This window comes from Pseudomonas sp. P5_A12 (genome assembly GCF_056400685.1).
The window spans coordinates 1-19,119 of record NZ_JBFUKU010000090.1 but is presented as its reverse complement, the minus strand read 5'-3'; the positions used below and the strand labels follow the sequence as shown (position 1 = coordinate 19,119).

18 protein-coding genes and 1 pseudogene are annotated in these 19,119 nt (G+C 59.8%); 6 read left to right on the top strand and 13 right to left on the bottom strand.

Annotation, left to right across the window (positions count from 1 at the left end; translation table 11 throughout):
* A pseudogene (locus AC1DSG_RS14545) lies at positions 1-887 on the top strand (hypothetical protein); the annotation flags it as partial.
* Positions 888-997: 110 nt separating this feature from the next.
* On the opposite strand, the gene AC1DSG_RS14540 reads toward AC1DSG_RS14545, so the two are convergent.
* The 6 genes from AC1DSG_RS14540 to exbB all read right to left on the bottom strand — a co-directional run bounded on the left by AC1DSG_RS14540 (position 998) and on the right by exbB (position 7,918).
* Positions 998-2,398 (bottom strand): aminoacyl-tRNA deacylase and HDOD domain-containing protein, encoded by a 1,401-nt coding sequence (locus AC1DSG_RS14540; RefSeq protein WP_477791505.1) that lies wholly within the window; start codon positions 2,396-2,398, stop codon positions 998-1,000.
* Positions 2,399-2,476: 78 nt separating this feature from the next.
* Positions 2,477-4,552 (bottom strand): ATP-dependent DNA helicase RecG, encoded by a 2,076-nt coding sequence (gene recG, locus AC1DSG_RS14535; protein WP_477791504.1) that lies wholly within the window; start codon positions 4,550-4,552, stop codon positions 2,477-2,479.
* Positions 4,553-4,561: 9 nt separating this feature from the next.
* Entirely contained in the window at positions 4,562-5,491 is a 930-nt protein-coding gene (locus tag AC1DSG_RS14530; RefSeq protein ID WP_477791503.1) for a LysR substrate-binding domain-containing protein, read from the bottom strand.
* Positions 5,492-5,756: 265 nt separating this feature from the next.
* Positions 5,757-6,506 carry an energy transducer TonB family protein gene (locus AC1DSG_RS14525; RefSeq protein WP_477791502.1) on the bottom strand — a complete coding sequence of 250 codons (750 nt, stop codon included), beginning with the start codon at positions 6,504-6,506 and terminating at the stop codon, positions 5,757-5,759.
* Positions 6,503-6,931 carry a TonB system transport protein ExbD gene (exbD, locus tag AC1DSG_RS14520; RefSeq protein WP_477791501.1) on the bottom strand — a complete coding sequence of 143 codons (429 nt, stop codon included), beginning with the start codon at positions 6,929-6,931 and terminating at the stop codon, positions 6,503-6,505. The genes AC1DSG_RS14525 and exbD overlap by 4 nt, the downstream gene beginning before the upstream one ends.
* A 6-nt stretch (positions 6,932-6,937) precedes the next feature.
* Positions 6,938-7,918 carry a tonB-system energizer ExbB gene (gene exbB / locus AC1DSG_RS14515; protein WP_477791500.1) on the bottom strand — a complete coding sequence of 327 codons (981 nt, stop codon included), beginning with the start codon at positions 7,916-7,918 and terminating at the stop codon, positions 6,938-6,940.
* Positions 7,919-8,107: 189 nt separating this feature from the next.
* Between exbB and AC1DSG_RS14510 the strand changes: the two genes are divergently transcribed.
* A complete protein-coding gene (locus AC1DSG_RS14510; protein WP_477791499.1) occupies positions 8,108-8,965 on the top strand; it encodes an SDR family oxidoreductase in 858 nt (285 codons plus the stop codon).
* 141 nt (positions 8,966-9,106) lie between these two features.
* Here the strand turns inward: AC1DSG_RS14510 and AC1DSG_RS14505 are convergent, their stop codons facing one another.
* The 6 genes from AC1DSG_RS14505 to AC1DSG_RS14480 form a co-directional block, all read right to left on the bottom strand.
* A complete protein-coding gene (locus tag AC1DSG_RS14505; RefSeq protein ID WP_477791498.1) occupies positions 9,107-9,847 on the bottom strand; it encodes a hypothetical protein in 741 nt (246 codons plus the stop codon).
* A gap of 57 nt (positions 9,848-9,904) precedes the next feature.
* Entirely contained in the window at positions 9,905-10,285 is a 381-nt protein-coding gene (locus AC1DSG_RS14500) for a RidA family protein (RefSeq protein WP_003229509.1), read from the bottom strand.
* 25 nt (positions 10,286-10,310) lie between these two features.
* Positions 10,311-12,416, bottom strand: a complete 2,106-nt coding sequence (gene spoT, locus AC1DSG_RS14495) for a bifunctional GTP diphosphokinase/guanosine-3',5'-bis pyrophosphate 3'-pyrophosphohydrolase (protein ID WP_477791497.1) — start codon at positions 12,414-12,416, stop codon at positions 10,311-10,313.
* 57 nt (positions 12,417-12,473) lie between these two features.
* Positions 12,474-12,737, bottom strand: coding sequence for a DNA-directed RNA polymerase subunit omega (rpoZ, locus tag AC1DSG_RS14490; RefSeq protein ID WP_477791496.1), 264 nt, complete (start codon positions 12,735-12,737; stop codon positions 12,474-12,476).
* A gap of 167 nt (positions 12,738-12,904) precedes the next feature.
* Positions 12,905-13,525: a guanylate kinase gene (gene gmk, locus AC1DSG_RS14485; RefSeq protein ID WP_477791495.1), complete on the bottom strand. Its 621-nt coding sequence runs from the start codon at positions 13,523-13,525 to the stop codon at positions 12,905-12,907.
* A 12-nt stretch (positions 13,526-13,537) separates the two neighbouring features.
* On the bottom strand, positions 13,538-14,401 hold the full coding sequence (locus AC1DSG_RS14480; protein ID WP_477791494.1) for a YicC/YloC family endoribonuclease: 864 nt from the start codon (positions 14,399-14,401) through the stop codon (positions 13,538-13,540).
* A 269-nt stretch (positions 14,402-14,670) separates the two neighbouring features.
* Here AC1DSG_RS14480 and rph point away from each other — a divergent pair, with 269 nt between their 5' ends.
* The 3 genes from rph (at position 14,671) to gltS (ending at position 17,425) form a co-directional block, all read left to right on the top strand.
* Positions 14,671-15,393 (top strand): ribonuclease PH, encoded by a 723-nt coding sequence (gene rph, locus AC1DSG_RS14475; protein ID WP_150780185.1) that lies wholly within the window; start codon positions 14,671-14,673, stop codon positions 15,391-15,393.
* A 28-nt stretch (positions 15,394-15,421) separates the two neighbouring features.
* Entirely contained in the window at positions 15,422-15,790 is a 369-nt protein-coding gene (locus AC1DSG_RS14470; RefSeq protein WP_452628658.1) for a DUF4870 domain-containing protein, read from the top strand.
* 429 nt (positions 15,791-16,219) lie between these two features.
* Positions 16,220-17,425 carry a sodium/glutamate symporter gene (gene gltS / locus AC1DSG_RS14465; protein ID WP_477791493.1) on the top strand — a complete coding sequence of 402 codons (1,206 nt, stop codon included), beginning with the start codon at positions 16,220-16,222 and terminating at the stop codon, positions 17,423-17,425.
* A gap of 134 nt (positions 17,426-17,559) precedes the next feature.
* Here gltS and AC1DSG_RS14460 read toward each other — a convergent pair whose 3' ends face one another.
* Positions 17,560-18,339 (bottom strand): exodeoxyribonuclease III, encoded by a 780-nt coding sequence (locus AC1DSG_RS14460; RefSeq protein ID WP_007934608.1) that lies wholly within the window; start codon positions 18,337-18,339, stop codon positions 17,560-17,562.
* An 82-nt stretch (positions 18,340-18,421) separates the two neighbouring features.
* On the opposite strand from AC1DSG_RS14460, the gene pyrE reads away from it, so the two are divergent.
* A complete protein-coding gene (gene pyrE / locus AC1DSG_RS14455; RefSeq protein ID WP_477791492.1) occupies positions 18,422-19,066 on the top strand; it encodes an orotate phosphoribosyltransferase in 645 nt (214 codons plus the stop codon).
* Positions 19,067-19,119: the final 53 nt, after the last annotated feature.

The following is a 19,119-nucleotide window of genomic DNA, read 5'->3' as shown; positions in this document are numbered from 1 at the left end:
TTCTTACCCATCGCCATGACGATAAAAACGGTGAAAAGTCATCTCGAGGGGCGGGAGATGTCGGGGTTGCTGCTGTCGGTCAGCAGGATGGAAGGATCGTTCTAGTCAGCACTGTTTTTTTCGAATTCGACCATCTGAAAGGGATTGCGCTGCGCCTTAATGTGGATGGCTCACTCGACACATCTTTTAATCAGAAAGGCTTTGTACTAGTCGAGCTTCCGGGTATCACCCATCGCTGGAATTACGCTGCTGGTGTGGCCGTGCAGCAAGACGGCAAAGTTCTGGTCTGTGGCGATTTCAGCCGAGAGGCCTCCGACGAGTTCCCAGATGTTTATGTCATTCGCTATGACCAGGACGGTAAAGTCGATGCCAGTTTTGGTGACAAAAAGAACGGCGTAGTGACCATCACTGACAGCAGTCGGTGGCTTGACCTAGGGTCAATGACCTTGAAGTCTGACGGTGGGGTTGTGGCAGTGGGGACCGCAGACCACAATGGCGACCGCGAAGGTTTGATTGTTTCGCTAAACCCCAGCGGAAGTTTCAATCTTGTTTTCAACAACGGAAAGCCGCTGTTCTCCAGTTTTACGGAACACGGCGTTTCCTGGCGGCGCTGTGTCCTACAGATGGATGGAAAGCTGGTTGTCAGTGGGCAAGGAGGCGGCGCTTTTGTTGACGAAAACAGTTCAGTCGTGACAGCGCGGTATACGCTCGATGGCTCACTGGATGTAACGTACGCGGGTAAAGGATGGACGGTTTTCAACAGCGAAAGCGGCATCGATATGTTCAGGGGATGCACAGTGATGGCGGATAACCGGGTTGTTGTTAGCGGTTATGTCGCTTTTGCTCCTCCACCTCTTCTGGGATATGTACTGCGCCACCTCGCTTGAGGTGGTCAGTAAGACCGAGTTGGATTCATCGCGGGCAAGCCAGCTCCCACAGGGAGTACCTAAATCCTGTGGGCGCGTGGCTTGGTCCGGGCGGCGTTCCGACGATGCTTTTAGCCCTGGCTGAACTGCGAAGCCAGTTCTCGCAGCAGGACTTCAGCCTCAAGCACTTTAGTGACCACGTCGTTAGCTTTTTCACGGCTCAAACCAACGCGCTCCAGCAGGGCGTCGGGGATGTCTTCATCCGGGCCGGAGCCGATGCCGCGAGCGCGTAGCAGGCGCACGGACAGGCACACGAGGTTCGGGTATTCGGCGTAGTCGCCGTCGTAATGCGGGTCGTGCTGGAAGCGCAGGGCGGCGGCGAGTTCTTCCGGCATGGCCCAGTGACGCATCAGCCACGCGCCAATCTGTTCGCGGCTGATGCCGAGCAGGTGTTGTTCCACAAAGCTGTGGCACAGGTGCTGGTTGACTTCCAGGTGGCGGCAGATCAGCGAGAAGTGCGGCGGGAAGACGTGGGCCAGCAGGAGGTAGCCGAAGTTGTGCAACAGGCCGGCGAGGTAGGTCAGGCCGGCTTCCGGGCGCTGGGCGCGTGGCATGGCGCGGGTCAGGCCTTCGATGACGGCGGCGGTGTAGATCGACTGCTGCCAGTACGGCGTGGTGTGTTGCGGGCGGTCTTTGGGCAGGCTCAGGGTTTTGCCCAGGGCCAGGCCCAGCGCGAGGTTGATCACCAGGTCGAAACCCAGCACCCRCACAATCGCGTCTTCCACGGAACGAATTTTGCCCGGCGAGGCGTAGTACGGCGACGCAGCCCAGCTCACGACTTGCGCGGCCAGCGCCGGGTCGGTTTCGACCACGCTGGTGATGTCGTCGATGGTGGCATTGGGGTCGACGCGCAGTTTGATGATTTTTTGCGCGGTTTCGGCCAGCGGCGGAATCTCGATGGTTTCTTCCAGACGTTGCTGGATGCGCCGCGCGGTGAAGGCCTGGACGGCCTGGGTGATTTCCTTGCGGTCATCGTCGGGGCGGTCGAGGTTCGGGCGGATGCTGGTCAGGTTCTCGCCGAAGTTGGCGGCGCTGGCCTTGGTCAGCATGGTTTTGAAGTCTTCGCTGGTGATTTCCAGCAGCAGGCCCGGTTCGCCCGAGTTGATCAGCAGCTTCGGTTCGCGCAGCAGGCTTTCTTCGTAGAGGCACGGCGAAGTGGTCAGCGCCGGCAGGCCGGGCAGCAGGCTCAGGCTGTGTTTGCCGAGCATTTTTACCAAGCGTTTGGGTGGCACGGCGGTGAGGCGGCGGCCGGTCAGTTCGGCGAGGCGATTGAGATTCAGCAATTGGCTTTGCGGGAACAGCACCATCAAGGCGCCGACTGCGTCTTCCACCAGAACGGCCTGCACTTTGCGCGAGGCGTTCAGGCCGAGGTGGTCCCGCACTTCTTCGTAGGCAATGCCCAACTTGCCCAGCAGCAGCCGAATAACAGACGGAGCGTGCAGGGTTCCCGGGGCAAGGGCAGCTTCAGTCATTGTCTGTATCCGTATTCAAACAGTTGCGCGAGTATAGCCAGCTTGTTCAACGGTCTGGTCCACAACTTGCGACGGTGCTCACACTTGTCCGTATTGCTGCCCATGGCGCAGCCAGCGGTCGAGCAACGGGCTGACATGGTCCGGCCAGCGCTCCAGCAAGGCTTGGGCGGCGTCGCGCACGGCGGGTAATAGATCGGCGTCGCGCATCAGGTCGGCGACCTTGAATTGCAGCAGGCCAGTCTGGCGCGTGCCGAGCATTTCGCCGGGGCCGCGCAGTTCGAGGTCTTTTTCGGCGATGACAAAACCGTCGTTGGTTTCACGCATGATGCCGAGGCGCTGACGACCGATCTGCGACAACGGCGGATGGTAGAGCAGCACGCAATGACTGGCCGCGCTGCCTCGACCGACACGGCCGCGCAACTGGTGCAATTGTGCGAGGCCGAGGCGTTCGGGGTTTTCGATGATCATCAGGCTGGCGTTTGGCACGTCGACGCCGACTTCGATCACCGTGGTGGCGACCAGCAATTGCAGGTTGCCGGCCTTGAACTCGGCCATAACGGCGGCTTTTTCCACTGGTTTCATGCGCCCGTGGATCAGCCCGACCTTCAACTCGCCGAGGGCGGCGGTGAGGTCTTCATAGGTGGTTTCGGCAGCCTGGCAGGTCAGCTCTTCCGACTCTTCAATCAGCGTGCACACCCAATAGGCCTGACGCCCATCAGCGCAGGCACCACGCACCCGTTCGATGACTTCAACGCGCCGAGTGTCGGTAATCAACACGGTGTTGACCGGCGTGCGGCCGGGCGGCAGTTCGTCGAGGATCGAGGTGTCGAGGTCGGCGTAGGCACTCATGGCCAGCGTCCGAGGAATCGGTGTGGCGGTCATGATCAATTGATGCGGACACATGCGCCCGCCGACGCCTTTCTGTCGCAGCGCCAGACGTTGCTGCACGCCGAAGCGGTGTTGTTCGTCGATGATCACCAGCGCGAGGTTCTTGAACTGTACTTCGTCCTGGAACAGCGCGTGGGTGCCGACCACCATCGGCGTGCCGCTGGCGATTTGTTCCAGTGCGGCCACGCGGTTTTTGCCCTTGAGCTTGCCGGCCAGCCACGCGACTTCGATGCCCAGCGGTTCGAGCCAGCGCTTGAAGGTGATGAAGTGTTGTTCGGCGAGGATTTCAGTGGGCGCCATCAGTGCGACTTGATAACCGGCTTCCAGCGCCTGAAGCGCGGCGAGGGCGGCGACTACGGTTTTACCCGCGCCAACGTCGCCCTGAATCAGGCGCAGCATCGGCTCGTGCTGGCTCAGGTCGTAGGCGATTTCGTTGCCGACCCGTTGCTGGGCACCGGTCGGTGCAAAGCCCAGATTGGCCAGGTACTTGGCCGGCAGCTGGGTGGCTTTCGGCATCGCCGGTGCGCGCAGGGAGCGCATGCTCTCGCGCAGGCGCTGCTGGGACAGTTGATGGGTCAGCAGCTCTTCGAAGGCCAGACGGTGCTGCGCCCAATGATGACCGAGGGCGAGTTCGTCGACGTCGGCATCGGCGGGCGGGTGATGCAGGTAGCGGATCGCGTCGGCCAGCGGCGCGAGTTGATAGTCGCGCGCCAGTTCGGTTGGCAGCCAGTCAGGCAGGCTGGTCGGGCCGAGCATCGTCAGGGTTTGCATGCACAGCTGGCGCAAACGCTGTTGGGTCAGGCCTTCGGTGAGGGGGTACACCGGGGTCAGGGTTTCATCCACCGGCGGTGGCTCGTCGCCGGTAATGGCGCGGTATTCCGGGTGATAGATTTCCAGCCCCGAGGCGCCGGGCCGCGCTTCGCCGTAGCAGCGAACCCGCGTGCCACGTTTAAGGCCTTCTTTCTGGGCGTTGCTGAAATGGTAGAAGCGCAGACTGAGCCCGCCGGTGCCATCTTGCAGACGAACGACGAGGCTTCGGCGACGGCCCATGACCACGTCAGCACCGCTGACGGTGCCTTCGATCACGGCGTCTTGCCCCGGTCGCAATTGGCCAATCGGGACCACGCGGGTGCGGTCCTGATAGCGCAGCGGCAGGTGAAACAGCACGTCCTGAAGATTCTCCAGGCCGACCTTGGCCAGTTTCTCGGCCATGGCCTCGCCGACACCCTTGAGTGCCGTCACCGACACTTGCGACAACTCGCTCATGACAGCGACTTAAGCCGCAGCAACCGGCGCGGAAGGCTTGGCCACCGAGCACAGACGAATGGAGTCAGCGAGAATCTCGATGGCTTTCGGACGCGGGAAGCTCGCGCGCCAGGCAATGGCCACGGTGCGAAACGGCACCGGCGGTGTAAGTGGGCGCACTTCGATGATGCCGGGGGCGTAGTGATGGCTGTCGACTGCCGATAGCGGCAGGATCGAAATGCCAAGGCCGGAGGCGACCATGTGGCGGATGGTTTCCAGGGAGCTGGACTCCACCGTGGTGTGCTTGGCGCCGTCGTTGCCTTTGGCCAGGGTCGGGCAGGCTTCCAGCACTTGGTCGCGGAAGCAGTGGCCTTCGCCAAGCAGCAACAGGCTCTTGTCGTTGAGCAGGCTGGCGTCGATGGACTCTTTCTGGGTCCACGGGTGCTGGGCCGGCATCAGGACGTAGAACGGCTCGTCGTAGAGCTGCAGGGTCAGGACGTCGGCTTCGTTGAACGGCAGGGCGATGATGATCGCGTCGAGCTCGCCGTTGCGCAGTTTGTCGCGCAGCACGTGGGTGAAGTTTTCTTCGATGTACAACGGCATCTGCGGGGCGACCCGGTGCAGTTGTGGAATCAGGTGCGGGAACAGGTACGGGCCGACAGTGTAGATCGCGCCGACTTTCAGCGGGGCGGTCAGCTGGTTCTTGCCGGCCTGGGCCAGTTCGCGGATGCCTTGGGCTTGCTCCAGGACTTTTTGCGCCTGGGCGACAATGCCTTCACCGACCGGGGTCAGGCGCACGGCACTCTTGCTGCGCTCGAAAATCAGCACACCGAGTTCGTCTTCAAGCTTTTTCACGCCCACCGACAGGGTCGGTTGACTGACGTGGCAACGCTCGGCCGCGTGGCCGAAGTGCTGCTCTTGGGCGAGGGTAACGATGTAGCGTAATTCTGTGAGGGTCATAGCAAGCGTCCATGTAGTTGCGCGCCAAGCATAACGGCTGCAATCGATAGACGCACGTTATCAGAGTGAGTGTGTTGAGTGACACCGGGTAATGCGTGTTTGCCGCTGGCAGATACACGAAAGGCACCTTTCGGTGCCTATATGGCCGCTGTATGTCCCTGTGGGAGCGAGCCTGCTSGCGAAGGCGGTGTAACAGTCAACGAAGATGTTGAATGTAATGGCCTCTTCGCSAGCAGGCTCGCTCCCACATGGGTTTGTCGGTGACTTAACGTCGGCGTTTTTCCAGTGAGTAAACAAACGGTGCAACGATTTCGATGGCGCCGTTGGTCAGCATGTCGGCCGGCGGCTTGGGCAGTGGCTGGGCGCGGCGGATCATTTCCAGGGTGGCCCGGTCCAGATCGGCATTGCCAGAGGGGGTCACCAGTTCGAACGACACCACATTGCCTTCACCATCAACGACGAAGCGCAGGCGGTTGAGGCCTTCCTTGTTCCGTGCCTGCGCGCTGGCCGGGTACTTTTTGTACTTGGCCAGGTGAGCGAGCAGGGTGCCTTGCCAACTGGCCTTGGCTRCCTGTTGTTCGGCTGATGGACCTTGTACCGGTTGTGCGGATTTCTCCGTCGGCGCATTGGTCGGTTGCGCGTCGCTAGGTTTTTCCTCGGACGGCTTCTCCTTCGGCGGCTCCGGCTTTTTCTCCACAGGCTTTGGCGGTTGCGGCTTGGGCTTGGGTTTGACCGGCTTGGGCACGGCAATCTCGGCCTTGGGCACTTCAGCCAGTTTCGGGATCGGCAGCTCTTCCACCGGGGCCGGTGGCTGCGGCGGCGTGATGACTTTTGGCGGAGCAGGCGGTGGCGGTGCCGGAACCGGTGCCAGCTCGACCATCATGGCCTGCGGTGGCAACTCGATCGGCGGGCGCGAGGTCCAGTTCAGCGCCAGCGCGATGGCCAGTGCGTGAACGCCCAGCACCACGGCCAGGCTCCCGCCGTAACGCGTCAGCTTATGGCGCGTCGTGATCATTTCTTGACTGCCGACTCAAGCCCGACCAGACCCACCTTCAGGTAACCGGCGGAGCGCAGGTTGTCCATCACGCTCATCAGGTCGCCGTAATCCACGCCTTTGTCGGCCTGGAAGAAGATCGTCGTGTCTTTCTTGCCCTGGGTCTTGGCGTCAAGAGTGGCGCCGAGTGTTTCGGCCTTCACTTCGTCTTCGCCGAGGAACAGGCGCTGGTCAGCCTTGACGCTGAGGAACACCGGTTTCTCCGGGCGTGGCGCCGGCTTGGCGCTGGAGGCGGGCAGGTCGACCTTGATGTCCACGGTGGCCAGCGGGGCGGCCACCATGAAGATGATCAACAGCACCAGCATCACGTCGATAAACGGCGTGACGTTGATTTCGTGGTTCTCGGCCAGATCGTCGTCTGCGCCTTCTTTTAAATGCAAGCCCATGGCTGATTACCCTACTTTGACCATGTGCGGTTGCGTGGAGCGCTCGGTGGTCGGCAGGTGATCGAGGTCGCGGCTGACCAGCAGCAGGACTTCAGCCGAGGCGTCGGACACTTGTGCCTTGTAACCCGCGATGGAGCGGGCGAAGACGTTGTAGATCACCACGGCCGGGATCGCTGCAACCAGACCCAGCGCGGTCGCCAGCAGGGCTTCGGCGATGCCGGGTGCCACGACAGCGAGGTTGGTGGTCTGGGTTTTGGCGATGCCGATGAAGCTGTTCATGATGCCCCATACGGTACCGAACAGACCCACGAACGGGGCGGTGGAACCGATGGTGGCGAGGACGCCGGTGCCGCTGCTCATGTTGCGACCGCAGGCCGCGACGAGACGCTCAAGGCGGAAGGCAACACGTTCCTTGATGCCTTCTTTTTCGCGGCTGTTGACCGACAGGCGCATTTCTTCCAGAGCGTCGTGAACCAGCAGGTTGGCAAGGGTGCCCTCCTTGGTCGCCGAAGCGCTGGCTTCTTTAAGGGTGGTGGCTTTTTTCAGGTGGACGATTTCGCTGCGCAGACGACGCTTGGCGCCCATCAGCTCAAAGCCCTTGGCGATCCAGATGGTCCAGGTGATGATCGAGGCGATGGCCAGGCCGATCATCACGATTTTCACGATGATGTCGGCGTTCTGATACATGCCCCACGGCGACAGGTCATGGGCCATGCCCAGGGTGTTGTCGGCTTCGAGCACCTCAGGAGCGTCTTCGGCGGCTACAGCCAGGGCCGGATCGGTCGCGGCCGGAGCGGCGACTGGGGCGGCAGGATCGACTGGCGCCGGAGCCGGAGCCGGAGCCACGGCGGTGGCTGGAGTGGCGGGTGCTTGTGCGTCAGCGAAAGCGGCGGTCGGTGCCAGCATCAGGCTGAGCAACAGAGCAGCCACTGCACGCCAGGCGCGAGGGCTTTTGGTTGGCGAAGCGGAGAATTGATTGCGTGTCATGCTGGCCGGACCTGAGAGAAAAAGACGGGTAATGTTCTTCCAGGCCTCGTGAGGCCGAGAACAAAAGTGGCGTGCATTATTGCAAGTAATTCTTGTTAACAAAAGTAATAGAGTCTCTTTTTTTCTTGCATTGCTAGCCGCTCGTCCATTGCTGGCGCTAGTCTGTGTCTTTCCGATGGGAGTTTTCTGATGTCCACGCCCTCAGTTTTGATCGCCGGTTGCGGTGATGTCGGCAGTCGCCTGGCCACGCAATTGGTGGCTAGCGGGTGGGAGGTTCATGGCCTGAGGCGTGACGTCTCTCGCCTGCCCGAGGGGGTCATTGGCGTTGCCGGCGACTTGTTCAATGAAGAATGCCCGGCGACCTGGCCAGTCGGTGCGGTGGATTACCTGGTGTATTGCGCGGCGGCCACCGACCACGATGAAGCCGGATATCGCGCCGCTTATGTGCAGGGGTTGAAGCATGTGCTGGAGTGGCTGGACGATTACGGTCAGGTGCCGGAACGCCTGCTGTTTGTTTCCAGCAGCAGTGTGTATGGTCAGCAAGATGGCGAGTGGGTCGACGAATCCTCGCAGACCGTTCCCGCAGGTTATTCAGGTCGGTTGATGCTGGAGGCTGAGCAGGTCGCACTCAAAAGCGGTATTCCGGCGAGCATCGTGCGCTTGACCGGCATTTACGGCCCTGGCCGCGAGTGGCTGCTGACGCAGGTGCGGCGGGGTTATCGCGTGGCCATCGATCCGCCTTTGTACGGCAATCGCATTCACGCTGACGATGCGGCGGGGTTGATGGCGTTTCTGCTTGAGGCAGATCGTCGCGGTGAGGCGCTGGATGATGTCTATATAGGCGTCGACGACGCGCCCGCACCGTTGGCGGAAGTGGTGGGCTGGTTGCGTGAGTATCTGGGCGTGACGGAGTGGGATGACGACGCGACCGTGCGGCGTACTGGCAGCAAGCGTTGCGGCAATGCCCGGGCAAAGGCCTTGGGCTGGGCGCCGAAGTACCCAAGCTATCGCGAAGGTTATGCCGCGATCCTCGAAGGTCGCGACTGACTTCCAAACACCCCAAAACAAAATGTGGGAGCGAGCCTGCTCGCGATAGCGGAGTAACAGTCAAAATTGATGTCGACTGACACTCCGCTATCGCGAGCAGGCTCACTCCCACATTGGTTTTGCGTTGGCCTTAAGGGCGGGTTACTGCTTTTCCAGCAACCACTTGCGATCACCAGGCATGTAGGTCGGCTGCTCATCCTGCTGGGCGGAGTTGATTGCCTGGAAAATTTCCAGCTCTTTGCCTTTGCGGGCAAAAATCCATGGGCTGCCTTGGCCGTTCAGCTGTAACCACAGGCTGTCGTGGCCGCCGCTCATGGAGGCGCAGTCGCCCGCCAGGCACAGGGCATAACGGTCAGCGCCGGGCAGGCCGATCACCTGGCCGTCAGCCTGAAACTGGACCGTACCGCCTTCGCCATTGCCGTTGAGAACTTTCCAGCTACCGCCCATGTAAGCCGTGTACAGCGCACGTTCGAAGCTCGCGCCGATCGGTGCGCCCTCCGGTACCTGCACCTGCGCGCGGTCGAAAACCTGCTCCGACTCGTTCTCAGTCTCGGACTGGCTCAGTTGCTTGCCGTCACGTTTCAGTTCGCTGCCGGAACTGCCGTAAAAATCGATTTTCCATGCGCCGGATTTTTCGCCCAGCAGCTTGCCGTCGACGTTTTCAAAACCATTGGTGTAGCGGGCCTGACCGGCCTTGGTGTTGATGTCCCATTCCAGGTTCGGGCCATAGGCCTGGAGCGCTTCGCGCAGGGGGCCGCCTTTGGCTGCAGCATCGATTGCCACCTGATTGATCCAGGTGCCGCTGATGTCACGGTCGGCAGGGTTGCTGGCACAACCGCCCAAGAGTAGGGCGGCCAGCGAGAGAGCTAGCGCATGGCGCATGGTGGAATCCTTTCAAGACAAGATCGGCGCAACCTTTAGAGGGCTGCGCCGGACGTATTACTCGATGACCAGAATGGCATCCATCTCAACCTGCGAACCCTTTGGCAGGGCGGCTACGCCGATGGCGGCGCGGGCAGGGTAAGGCTGGTCAAAGTACTTGCCCATGATCTCGTTGACCTTGGCGAAGTGGCTCAGGTCGGTGAGGAAGATGTTCAGTTTGACGATGTCTTTGAACGAACCACCGGCCGCTTCGGCTACGGCTTTGAGGTTCTCGAACACCTGGACGGTCTGGGCTTCGAAGCCTTCAACCAGTTCCATGGTTTTTGGGTCCAGAGGAATTTGACCCGACATGTAAACGGTGTTGCCAGCCTTGATCGCCTGGGAGTAAGTACCGATGGCGGCCGGGGCCTTGTCGCTGGTGATAACAGTCTTGGTCATGAATGACTCCTTGTAAGAGTGGGCTTTACGCACGCATGCGGGTGATGCGAATCACCCCGGTCAAGGCGCGCAGTTTCTTGATCACGCGGGCCAGGTGCACACGGTCGTGCACGCTGACCACCAGTTGAACCACGCTGATGCGACCATCGCGCTCGTCCATGCTGATTTTTTCGATATTGCCGTCGGCCGCGTTGACGCTGCTGGCCAGCAGGGCGATCAGGCCGCGCTGGTGTTCCAGCTCGACGCGCAGTTCGACATTGAATTCGCCGGTGACATCCTTGGCCCATGAGAGCTGGATGCATTTTTCCGGGTTGTGGCGGATTTCGCTGATGTTGCGGCAGTTGTCCAGGTGCACCACCATGCCTTTGCCGGCGGACAGGTGCCCGACAATCGGGTCCCCTGGAATCGGCGTGCAGCATTTGGCGTAACTGAGTACCAGGCCTTCGGTGCCGCGAATCGCCAGCGGACCTTCCGGGCTTGGCAATTGTTCGCCTTCGCCGAGCAGGCGGCGGGCAACCACGTAAGCCATGCGATTGCCCAGGCCGATGTCTTCCAGCAAATCTTCAATCAATTCCAGGCGGTATTCGGCAAGCATCGCCTTGACGCGCTCGGCGGCAATTTTTTCCAGCGAACTGTCGAAGCCGTTCAGCACCTTGTTCAACAGGCGTTCGCCGAGGCTGATGGACTCGGAGCGGCGTTGCAGTTTCAGCGCATGGCGGATGTGCGTCCGCGCCTTGCCGGTGACCACGAAGTTGAGCCACGCCGGGTTCGGTCGAGCGCCGGGAGCGCTGACGATCTCGACCGTGGAACCGCTTTGCAGCGGTTCGGACAGCGGTGCGAGACGACGATTGATCCGGCAGGCTATGCAGCTGTTGCCCACGTCGGTGTGCACCGCGTAAGCAAAGTCGACCGCCGTGGAGCCTTTGGGCAGCTCCATGATCCGGCCTTTGGGCGTGAATACGTAGACCTCGTCGGGGAACAGGTCGATCTTCACGCTTTCGATGAATTCCAGCGAATTGCCGGCCCGTTGCTGCATTTCCAGCACGCCTTTGACCCACTGGCGGGCGCGGGCATGAGTGCTTTTTGGCTGCTCGTCGCCGCTGGATTTGTACAGCCAATGGGCGGCAATGCCGTTGTTGGCCATCTCTTCCATTTCACGGGTGCGGATCTGGATCTCGATCGGAACACCGTGCATGCCGAACAGCGTGGTGTGCAGCGACTGATAGCCGTTGGCCTTGGGGATCGCGATGTAATCCTTGAAGCGCCCCGGCAATGGTTTGTACAAATTATGTACAGCACCCAGCACGCGGTAGCAGGTGTCGACCTTGTCGACGATGATCCGGAACGCGTACACGTCCATGATCTCGTTGAAGGCCCGACGCTTGCCGCGCATTTTCTTGTAGATGCCGTAGAGATGTTTCTGGCGACCGCTGACCTCGCCCTGAATGCCATCGATGGCCAGGCAGTGGCTGAGAGACTCTTCGATCTTGTTGACGATTTCCTTGCGGTTGCCCCGGGCGCGCTTGACCGCCTGGTTGATTCGCGCGGAACGCATCGGGTGCATGGCCTTGAAGCCGAGGTCTTCGAATTCTATGCGGATGGCGTGCATGCCCAGCCGGTTGGCGATGGGCGCATAGATTTCAAGGGTTTCCTTGGCGATCCGCCGACGTTTTTCACCGGACAGAACTTCCAGCGTGCGCATGTTGTGCAAGCGGTCGGCGAGCTTGACCAGGATCACGCGAATGTCGCGGGCCATGGCCATGGCCATTTTCTGGAAGTTTTCGGCCTGGGCTTCGGCTTTGGTCTCGAAGTTCATCTGGGTCAGTTTGCTGACCCCGTCGACCAGTTCGGCCACGGTTTCACCGAACTGCGCTTGGAGCGCCTCTTTGGCAATACCGGTGTCTTCGATCACGTCATGCAGCATCGCGGCCATCAGGCTCTGATGGTCCATGTGCATGTCGGCAAGAATATTCGCCACCGCAAGAGGATGCGTGACGTACGCCTCACCGCTACGCCGGCGTTGACCGTCGTGGGCTTGTTCGGCGTAGAAGTACGCTCGGCGGACCAGGTTGACCTGGTCCTTGCCGAGGTAGGTCGATAAGCGATCGGCGAGGGCGTCTATGCTCGGCATGATAACTCCTGCCGTTCGCTATGACCCCGCGCCGTGCTACGTCGACCAGGCATAGGCTTAGACGGCCTCGTTGGACTCGTCCTCGAACGCTGCGAACAGCGGTTCGTCTTCGACGATTTCAGCTTCGGCGATGACGGCATAGTTCATTACGCCGGCGGCGATTTCACGTAGCGCCATTACTGTAGGTTTGTCATTTTCCCAAGCCAGCTTCGGCTCTTTGCCGCCGGTGGCCAATTGACGGGCACGTTTGGTAGAGAGCATGACCAGCTCAAAACGGTTTTCCACGTGATCTAGGCAGTCTTCAACGGTTACGCGGGCCATGGTATTCCTCGGAGCGAATGCATTATGCGCGCTGCCCGGGTGGGCGAGCGGACTAGACAGTTTAAAAAATCACCAGCGATTAGGGAAGCGCTGATTTTTTGACCAAGCCCTTCAACGCGCTGCAAGTGCCAATGTAAAGCCCTTGCAGCGGTTTTGGGAAGTGCTGATTAGCCGAGCAATTCAGCCAAAAGCTTTCCGTTACGCTGCTGCTGACGCTTCTGATGCAGCTGATTGGCACGGAAAATTGCCTGCAAATCACTCAGCGCGTGGGCGAAATCGTCGTTGATGATCAGGTAATCGTAGTCGACGTAGTGGCTCATTTCGCTGACGGCTTCGCGCATCCGGCCTTCGATGACTTCGTTGCTGTCCTGGCCGCGATTGTTCAGGCGCTGGTGCAAGGCCTGCAGGGACGGCGGCAGAATGAAGATCGAGCGGGCCTGAGGCATCAACTTGCGCACTTGCTCTGCACCTTGCCAATCGATTTCCAGAATCAGGTCGTGGCCTGCGTCCAGGGTCTGTTGCAGGTGGCTTTGCGAGGTGCCATAGAGATTGCCGAACACTTCGGCGCGCTCCAGGAARTCCCCGTGCTCRMYCATCTTCACGAACKYYTCGCGKGAGACGAAGTKRTAGTTCACGCCATTCACTTCACCGGGGCGCATGGCTCGGGTGGTGTGGGAGACCGAGACGCGGATCTCCTGATCGGCGTCGGTCAAGGCCTTGACCAGGCTGCTCTTGCCCGCGCCCGAAGGGGCGGAAATGATGTACAGGGTGCCGGTGCTGTGGGTCATGTCGGGTTTGCCTTACTCAATATTCTGCACTTGTTCGCGCATCTGCTCGATCAACACCTTGAGGTTGACCGCCGCTTGGGTGCTGCGCGGGTCGAAGGCTTTGGAGCCCAGTGTGTTGGCTTCGCGGTTGAGTTCCTGCATCAGGAAGTCCAGGCGCCGACCAGCAGCGCCGCCGGATTTGAGCACCCGGCGAACTTCGATGATGTGAGTGCTCAGGCGATCCAGTTCTTCGGCGACGTCGCTCTTTTGCGCGAGCATGACCATTTCCTGTTCCAGCCGCTGCGGGTCCAGGTCGGCTTTCATGTCGGCGAAGCGGTCGAGGACTTTCTGGCGCTGGGTGGCGAGCATCTGCGGAACCAGTTCGCGCAGGGTAACGACGTCTTCTTCAATGGAGGTCAGGCGATCGCTGATGAGTCGTGCCAGCTCCGCGCCTTCGCGCTCGCGGCCAGCCTTGAGTTCTTTCAGGCCTTCGTTGAACAGCGCCAATGCTTCGGCATTCAAGGCTTGCGGGTCCGTGGCATCGCCCACCAGTACGCCAGGCCAGGCCAGCACTTCCAGCGGGTTGAGCGCCGCAGGATTTTTGATCAGGCTGGCGATCGTCTCGGCGGCGGCGACCAATTGCGCGGCGCGCTCGCGGTCTACTTGCAGCGGTTTATCGGTGTTTTCTTCGGTGAAGCGCAGGGTGCATTCAAGCTTGCCCCGGGAAATGCCTTGGCGCAGGGCCTCGCGGACGGCGCCTTCGAGATCCCGAAAGGATTCCGGCAGACGCAAGTGCGGCTCCAGGTAGCGGCTGTTGACCGAGCGCAGCTCCCAGCTCAGGGTGCCTTGGGTGCCGGCTTTTTCTACGCGGGCGAAGGCGGTCATGCTGTGCACCATGGAGGTACCTCGCAAGTCGGGTCGATGCGTTACCAAAGGTTTCGCGGACCCGATATCTGTGAATGAAAGCCGACAGGCAGCAAAGGCGCAGGATTGTAGCTCAGTGGGGCGGATGCGCCCAAACACACGCTGTCACAAAGAGCTGCAGGCCGTCGGCAAAGCGCTGTTCAGGGCCTTCGGTCGTCGGGCGAATTTTTTAGAAGTGCCCAGTCGTGGCCGGCGGCTCTATAATGCTCGGCAGTTTTCCGTCCTCCGTACAGGTATTCCCTATGAAACGTCCAAGTGGTCGCGCTGCCGATCAGCTCCGCTCGATCCGCATTACCCGCAACTACACCAAACACGCCGAGGGTTCTGTACTGGTCGAGTTCGGTGATACCAAAGTCATCTGCACCGTCAGCGTCGAAAACGGCGTGCCGCGTTTCCTCAAAGGTCAGGGCCAGGGCTGGTTGACCGCCGAATACGGCATGCTGCCGCGCGCCACCGGCGAGCGTAACCAGCGTGAAGCGAGCCGTGGCAAGCAAGGCGGCCGCACCCTGGAAATCCAGCGCCTGATCGGTCGTTCCCTGCGCGCTTCGCTGGACATGTCCAAGCTGGGCGACGTGACCCTGTACGTCGACTGCGACGTGATCCAGGCAGACGGCGGCACTCGCACTGCCTCCATCACCGGCGCCATGGTTGCCTTGGTCGATGCCTTGAAAGTCATCAAGAAGCGCGGCGGCCTGAAAGGCGGCGACCCGCTCAAGCAAATGATCGCTGCCGTCTCCGTCGGCATGTATCAGGGCGAGCCTGTGCTTGACCTCGATTACCTGGAAGACTCGGCTGCCGAGACCGACCTGAACGTGGTGATGACCAGCACGGGCGGTTTCATCGAGGTCCAGGGCACTGCCGAAGGCGCGCCGTTCCAGCCGGAAGAGCTGAACGCTATGCTGGAACTGGCGAAGAAAGGCATGACCGAAATCTTCGACCTGCAGAAGGCTGCACTGGCCGACTGATTGGATGGAACCACACAAGGAGGACGCTATGAGTGATGAACAGCAGGTACTTCCCACCCCGAGCAAAGAAGTTCGGCAGTGGGCGATGTTTTGTCACTTGTCCGCCTTGCTGGGGATCTGGATTCCGTTCGGTACGCTGATCGGCCCGCTGATTCTCTGGCAGATGAAGCGCGAGATGGACCCGTTCATTGATGCGCAGGGCAAAGAGGCGCTGAATTTTCAGATCACCGTCGCCATTGCTTCCGCCATCTGCTTCCTGCTGATGGTGGTGATTGTCGGGTTCTTCCTGTTGGGTCTGGTCGCAATTGGTGCGTTGGTGCTGACGATCATTGCTGGCGTGAAGGCCAATGAAGGGTTTCCCTACCGTTACCCATTCACTTGGCGGTTGATCAAATAATGACCAGTCCGGCTGCCGCCTGGAATATCAGCGTGCGCAATAAAACCGGCAGCAATCTAACTGCGTGAAAACACAGTTCGCTACGGTTTAAAGCCAATGCCCTGAATTATCAGGGCATTTGTTTTTCCGGCAACAGATAAAGTTCCCTGGCCATTGATTGTATCCAGACGCCGCCGGTGTTTGCCGTGCACCTATCGTTCTTACACTTTTAGTCACAACTGCTAGGCTTCAGCTCGGCCTATGTGCTTGGCAGCGAGACTTGGCGGTTGATAAAGTTGCCCCAAGTAAATTCCGCCAAGAAACATTTCGTCATATTCAGACCATTGACGGTCTTTGAATCTAAACTAATCAGGGTTGCGACGATCAACCTGCTCAGAGGCGTGTCCAGGTAAAAAGTTCGCCCCTGAATATATATTCAAGATTATCCCAATGGTTCAGCTCGATTTTTATGGAACACTGGTTGCCGCCTCTTTAGTCCTGTTACTGGGGCGTGGTCTTGTCACACGCGTTGGTTTTTTACGCACCTACAATATCCCTGAGCCTGTAGCAGGCGGCCTGGTGGTTGCCTTGGTGCTTTTGGTTTTGCGCCTTTTTGATATTGAAGTCCGGTTTGATACTTCACTGCAGGCTCCCTTGATGTTGGCGTTTTTTGCCACCATTGGCTTGAGTGCAGACTTCGCCAGCCTGAAGAAAGGCGGGCGCGTAGTAGGAGTTTTTGTATTGGCGGTCACCGGGCTTTTGGTGATCCAGAACGCCATGGGCATCGGGCTCGCAAAGGCGTTGGGGCTCGATCCGTTAATGGGTCTGCTGACCGGCTCGATTACGTTGGCGGGCGGTCACGGTACCGGCGCTGCGTGGGGGGCGACGTTCAGTGAGAAGTTTGGCCTGGCTTCCGCCTCTGAACTAGCGATGGCCTCTGCGACGTTTGGCTTGGTGTTGGGCGGTTTGATTGGGGGGCCGGTCGCTCGCCTGCTCATCAAGCGTGTCCAGACACCCGGCCTTGAGCAAGAAAAGCCACGGATGCCGAAGGGTTTTGAGCAGCCGAACAAAGAGCGCTCGATCACGCCCTTTACGTTTATCGAGACGCTCGCTCTGATTGCGGTCAGCTTGCTGGCAGGCACGCTCCTGAATGGCGCGCTGCGCGAAACCGCATTTGAGTTGCCGACCTTCGTTTGCGTGTTGTTCGTGGGTGTGGTTTTGCGCAACGGACTTTCAGCACTTGGCTTGTATCAGGTGTTTGAGCGTGAAGTCTCGGTGCTGGGGAATGTCAGCTTGTCACTGTTTCTGGCGATCGCTCTGATGTCGCTCAAGCTGTGGGATCTGGCTTCACTGGCGTTTCCGTTCTTCATCATCCTGGCTGCGCAAACGTTGGTCATGGCTCTCTTTGCTATTTTTGTGACGTTCAGAGTCATGGGTAGCAACTACGATGCGGCGGTGCTGGCGGCAGGACACTGTGGTTTCGGACTGGGTGCCACGCCAACGGCCATCGCGAACATGCAGGCGGTGACTCAGCGTTACGGGCCTTCGCAGATAGCGTTCCTGGTGGTGCCAATGGTGGGCGCTTTCTTCATCGACATCATTAATGTCATCGTGATCAAGCTGTACCTTGCGCTGCCGTTCTTTGCTGCTTCTTGAAGGTTCGATCACTGCTGACGATCCATAAAAAATGCCCGTATCTTGCGATACGGGCATTTTTTCTTCCGGCTAGCTGACTGCCGGATTTTCACAGGCCTGAGCGATGTCCGCTTTTTGTGTCTGCGAAACAGGGCTTAGATGGTCAGCGTCCAGTCGTAGTCCACGATCAGCGGTGCGTGCTGCGAGAACCGTGGCTGACGTGGCAGGCGTGCGCTGCGAACAAAGCGACGCAGGCCCGGGGTCAGCAACTGGTAGTCGAAACGCCAGCCCAGGTTGAGCATCTCAGCCTGTTCGTTGTCCGGCCACCAGCTGTACTGGTCGCCTTCACGGCTGACTTCGCGCAGGGCATCGACATACCCCATATTGCCGACAATCTCGTCCATCCAGGCGCGTTCAGGCGCCAGGAAGCCCGGGGATTGCTGGCTGTCGCGCCAGTTCTTGATATCCAGCTTCTGTTGCGCCACGTACAGCGAGCCACAGTAAATGTACTCGCGACGTTTGCGTCGCTGTTTATCCAGATAACGGGCGAAGTCGTCCATTAGCTTGAACTTCTGGTTCAAGTCTTCATCGCCGTTCTGCCCCGAAGGGAGCAGCAAGGTCGCGATGCTGACCTTGTCGAAATCGGCTTGCAGGTAACGCCCGTAGCGGTCGGCCGTCTCGAAGCCGAGACCGCTGATGACTGCCTTCGGTTGCAACCGCGAATACAAAGCCACGCCACCTTGGGCAGGAACTTCGGCTTCGCAGGCATAAAGGAAGTAGCCATCCAGTTGGAAGGCTGGATCGTCCAGTTCAAAGGCGGAGGCGCGGGTGTCCTGCAGGCAGATGACGTCGGCATTCTGTGCTTGCAGCCAACTGAGCAAACCACGCTCGACTGCAGCCTGAATACCATTGACGTTCACACTGATGATCCGCATAAATGGCCCCAAAAATCACGTGCGTGTATGATACACGGCGTCAACCTAATTAGCTAAATCCGTGGTATTTGGGGTTTTTTTCATGCAAGCGTATCAGCGCGATTTCATTCGTTTTGCCATCGATCGCGGCGTTTTGCGCTTCGGTGAGTTCACCCTGAAGTCCGGGCGCACCAGTCCTTACTTCTTCAATGCCGGCCTGTTCAACACGGGCTCGGCCCTTGCGCAGCTGGGTCGTTTCTACGCCGAAGCCATCGTCGAGAGCGGTATTTCGTTCGACGTATTGTTTGGCCCGGCCTACAAAGGCATCCCGCTGGCGGCGACCACCGCCGTGGCCCTGGCCGAACATCACGAGCGCGATCTGCCGTGGTGTTTCAACCGCAAAGAAGCCAAGGCTCACGGCGAAGGCGGCAGCCTGGTCGGTGCTCCGCTGACCGGCGACGTGCTGATCATCGACGACGTGATCACCGCAGGCACCGCGATTCGTGAGGTGATGCAGATCATTGCCTCCCAGGACGGCGCCAAGGCCAAGGGCGTACTGATCGCCCTGAACCGCCAGGAGCGTGGCAACGGTGAGTTGTCGGCGATCCAGGAGGTGGAGCGTGACTTCGGCATTCCGGTGATCAGCATCGTTTCGCTGAACCAGGTGCTGGAATTCCTGGCCGATGATCCGCAGCTCAAGCAGCATTTGCCTGCCGTAGAAGCCTATCGCGCCCAGTTCGGCGTGTAACCGCAGTCCCACAGGGTGGGGCGCAGGCAAAAAAAGACCCCGCTCAGCCWGGC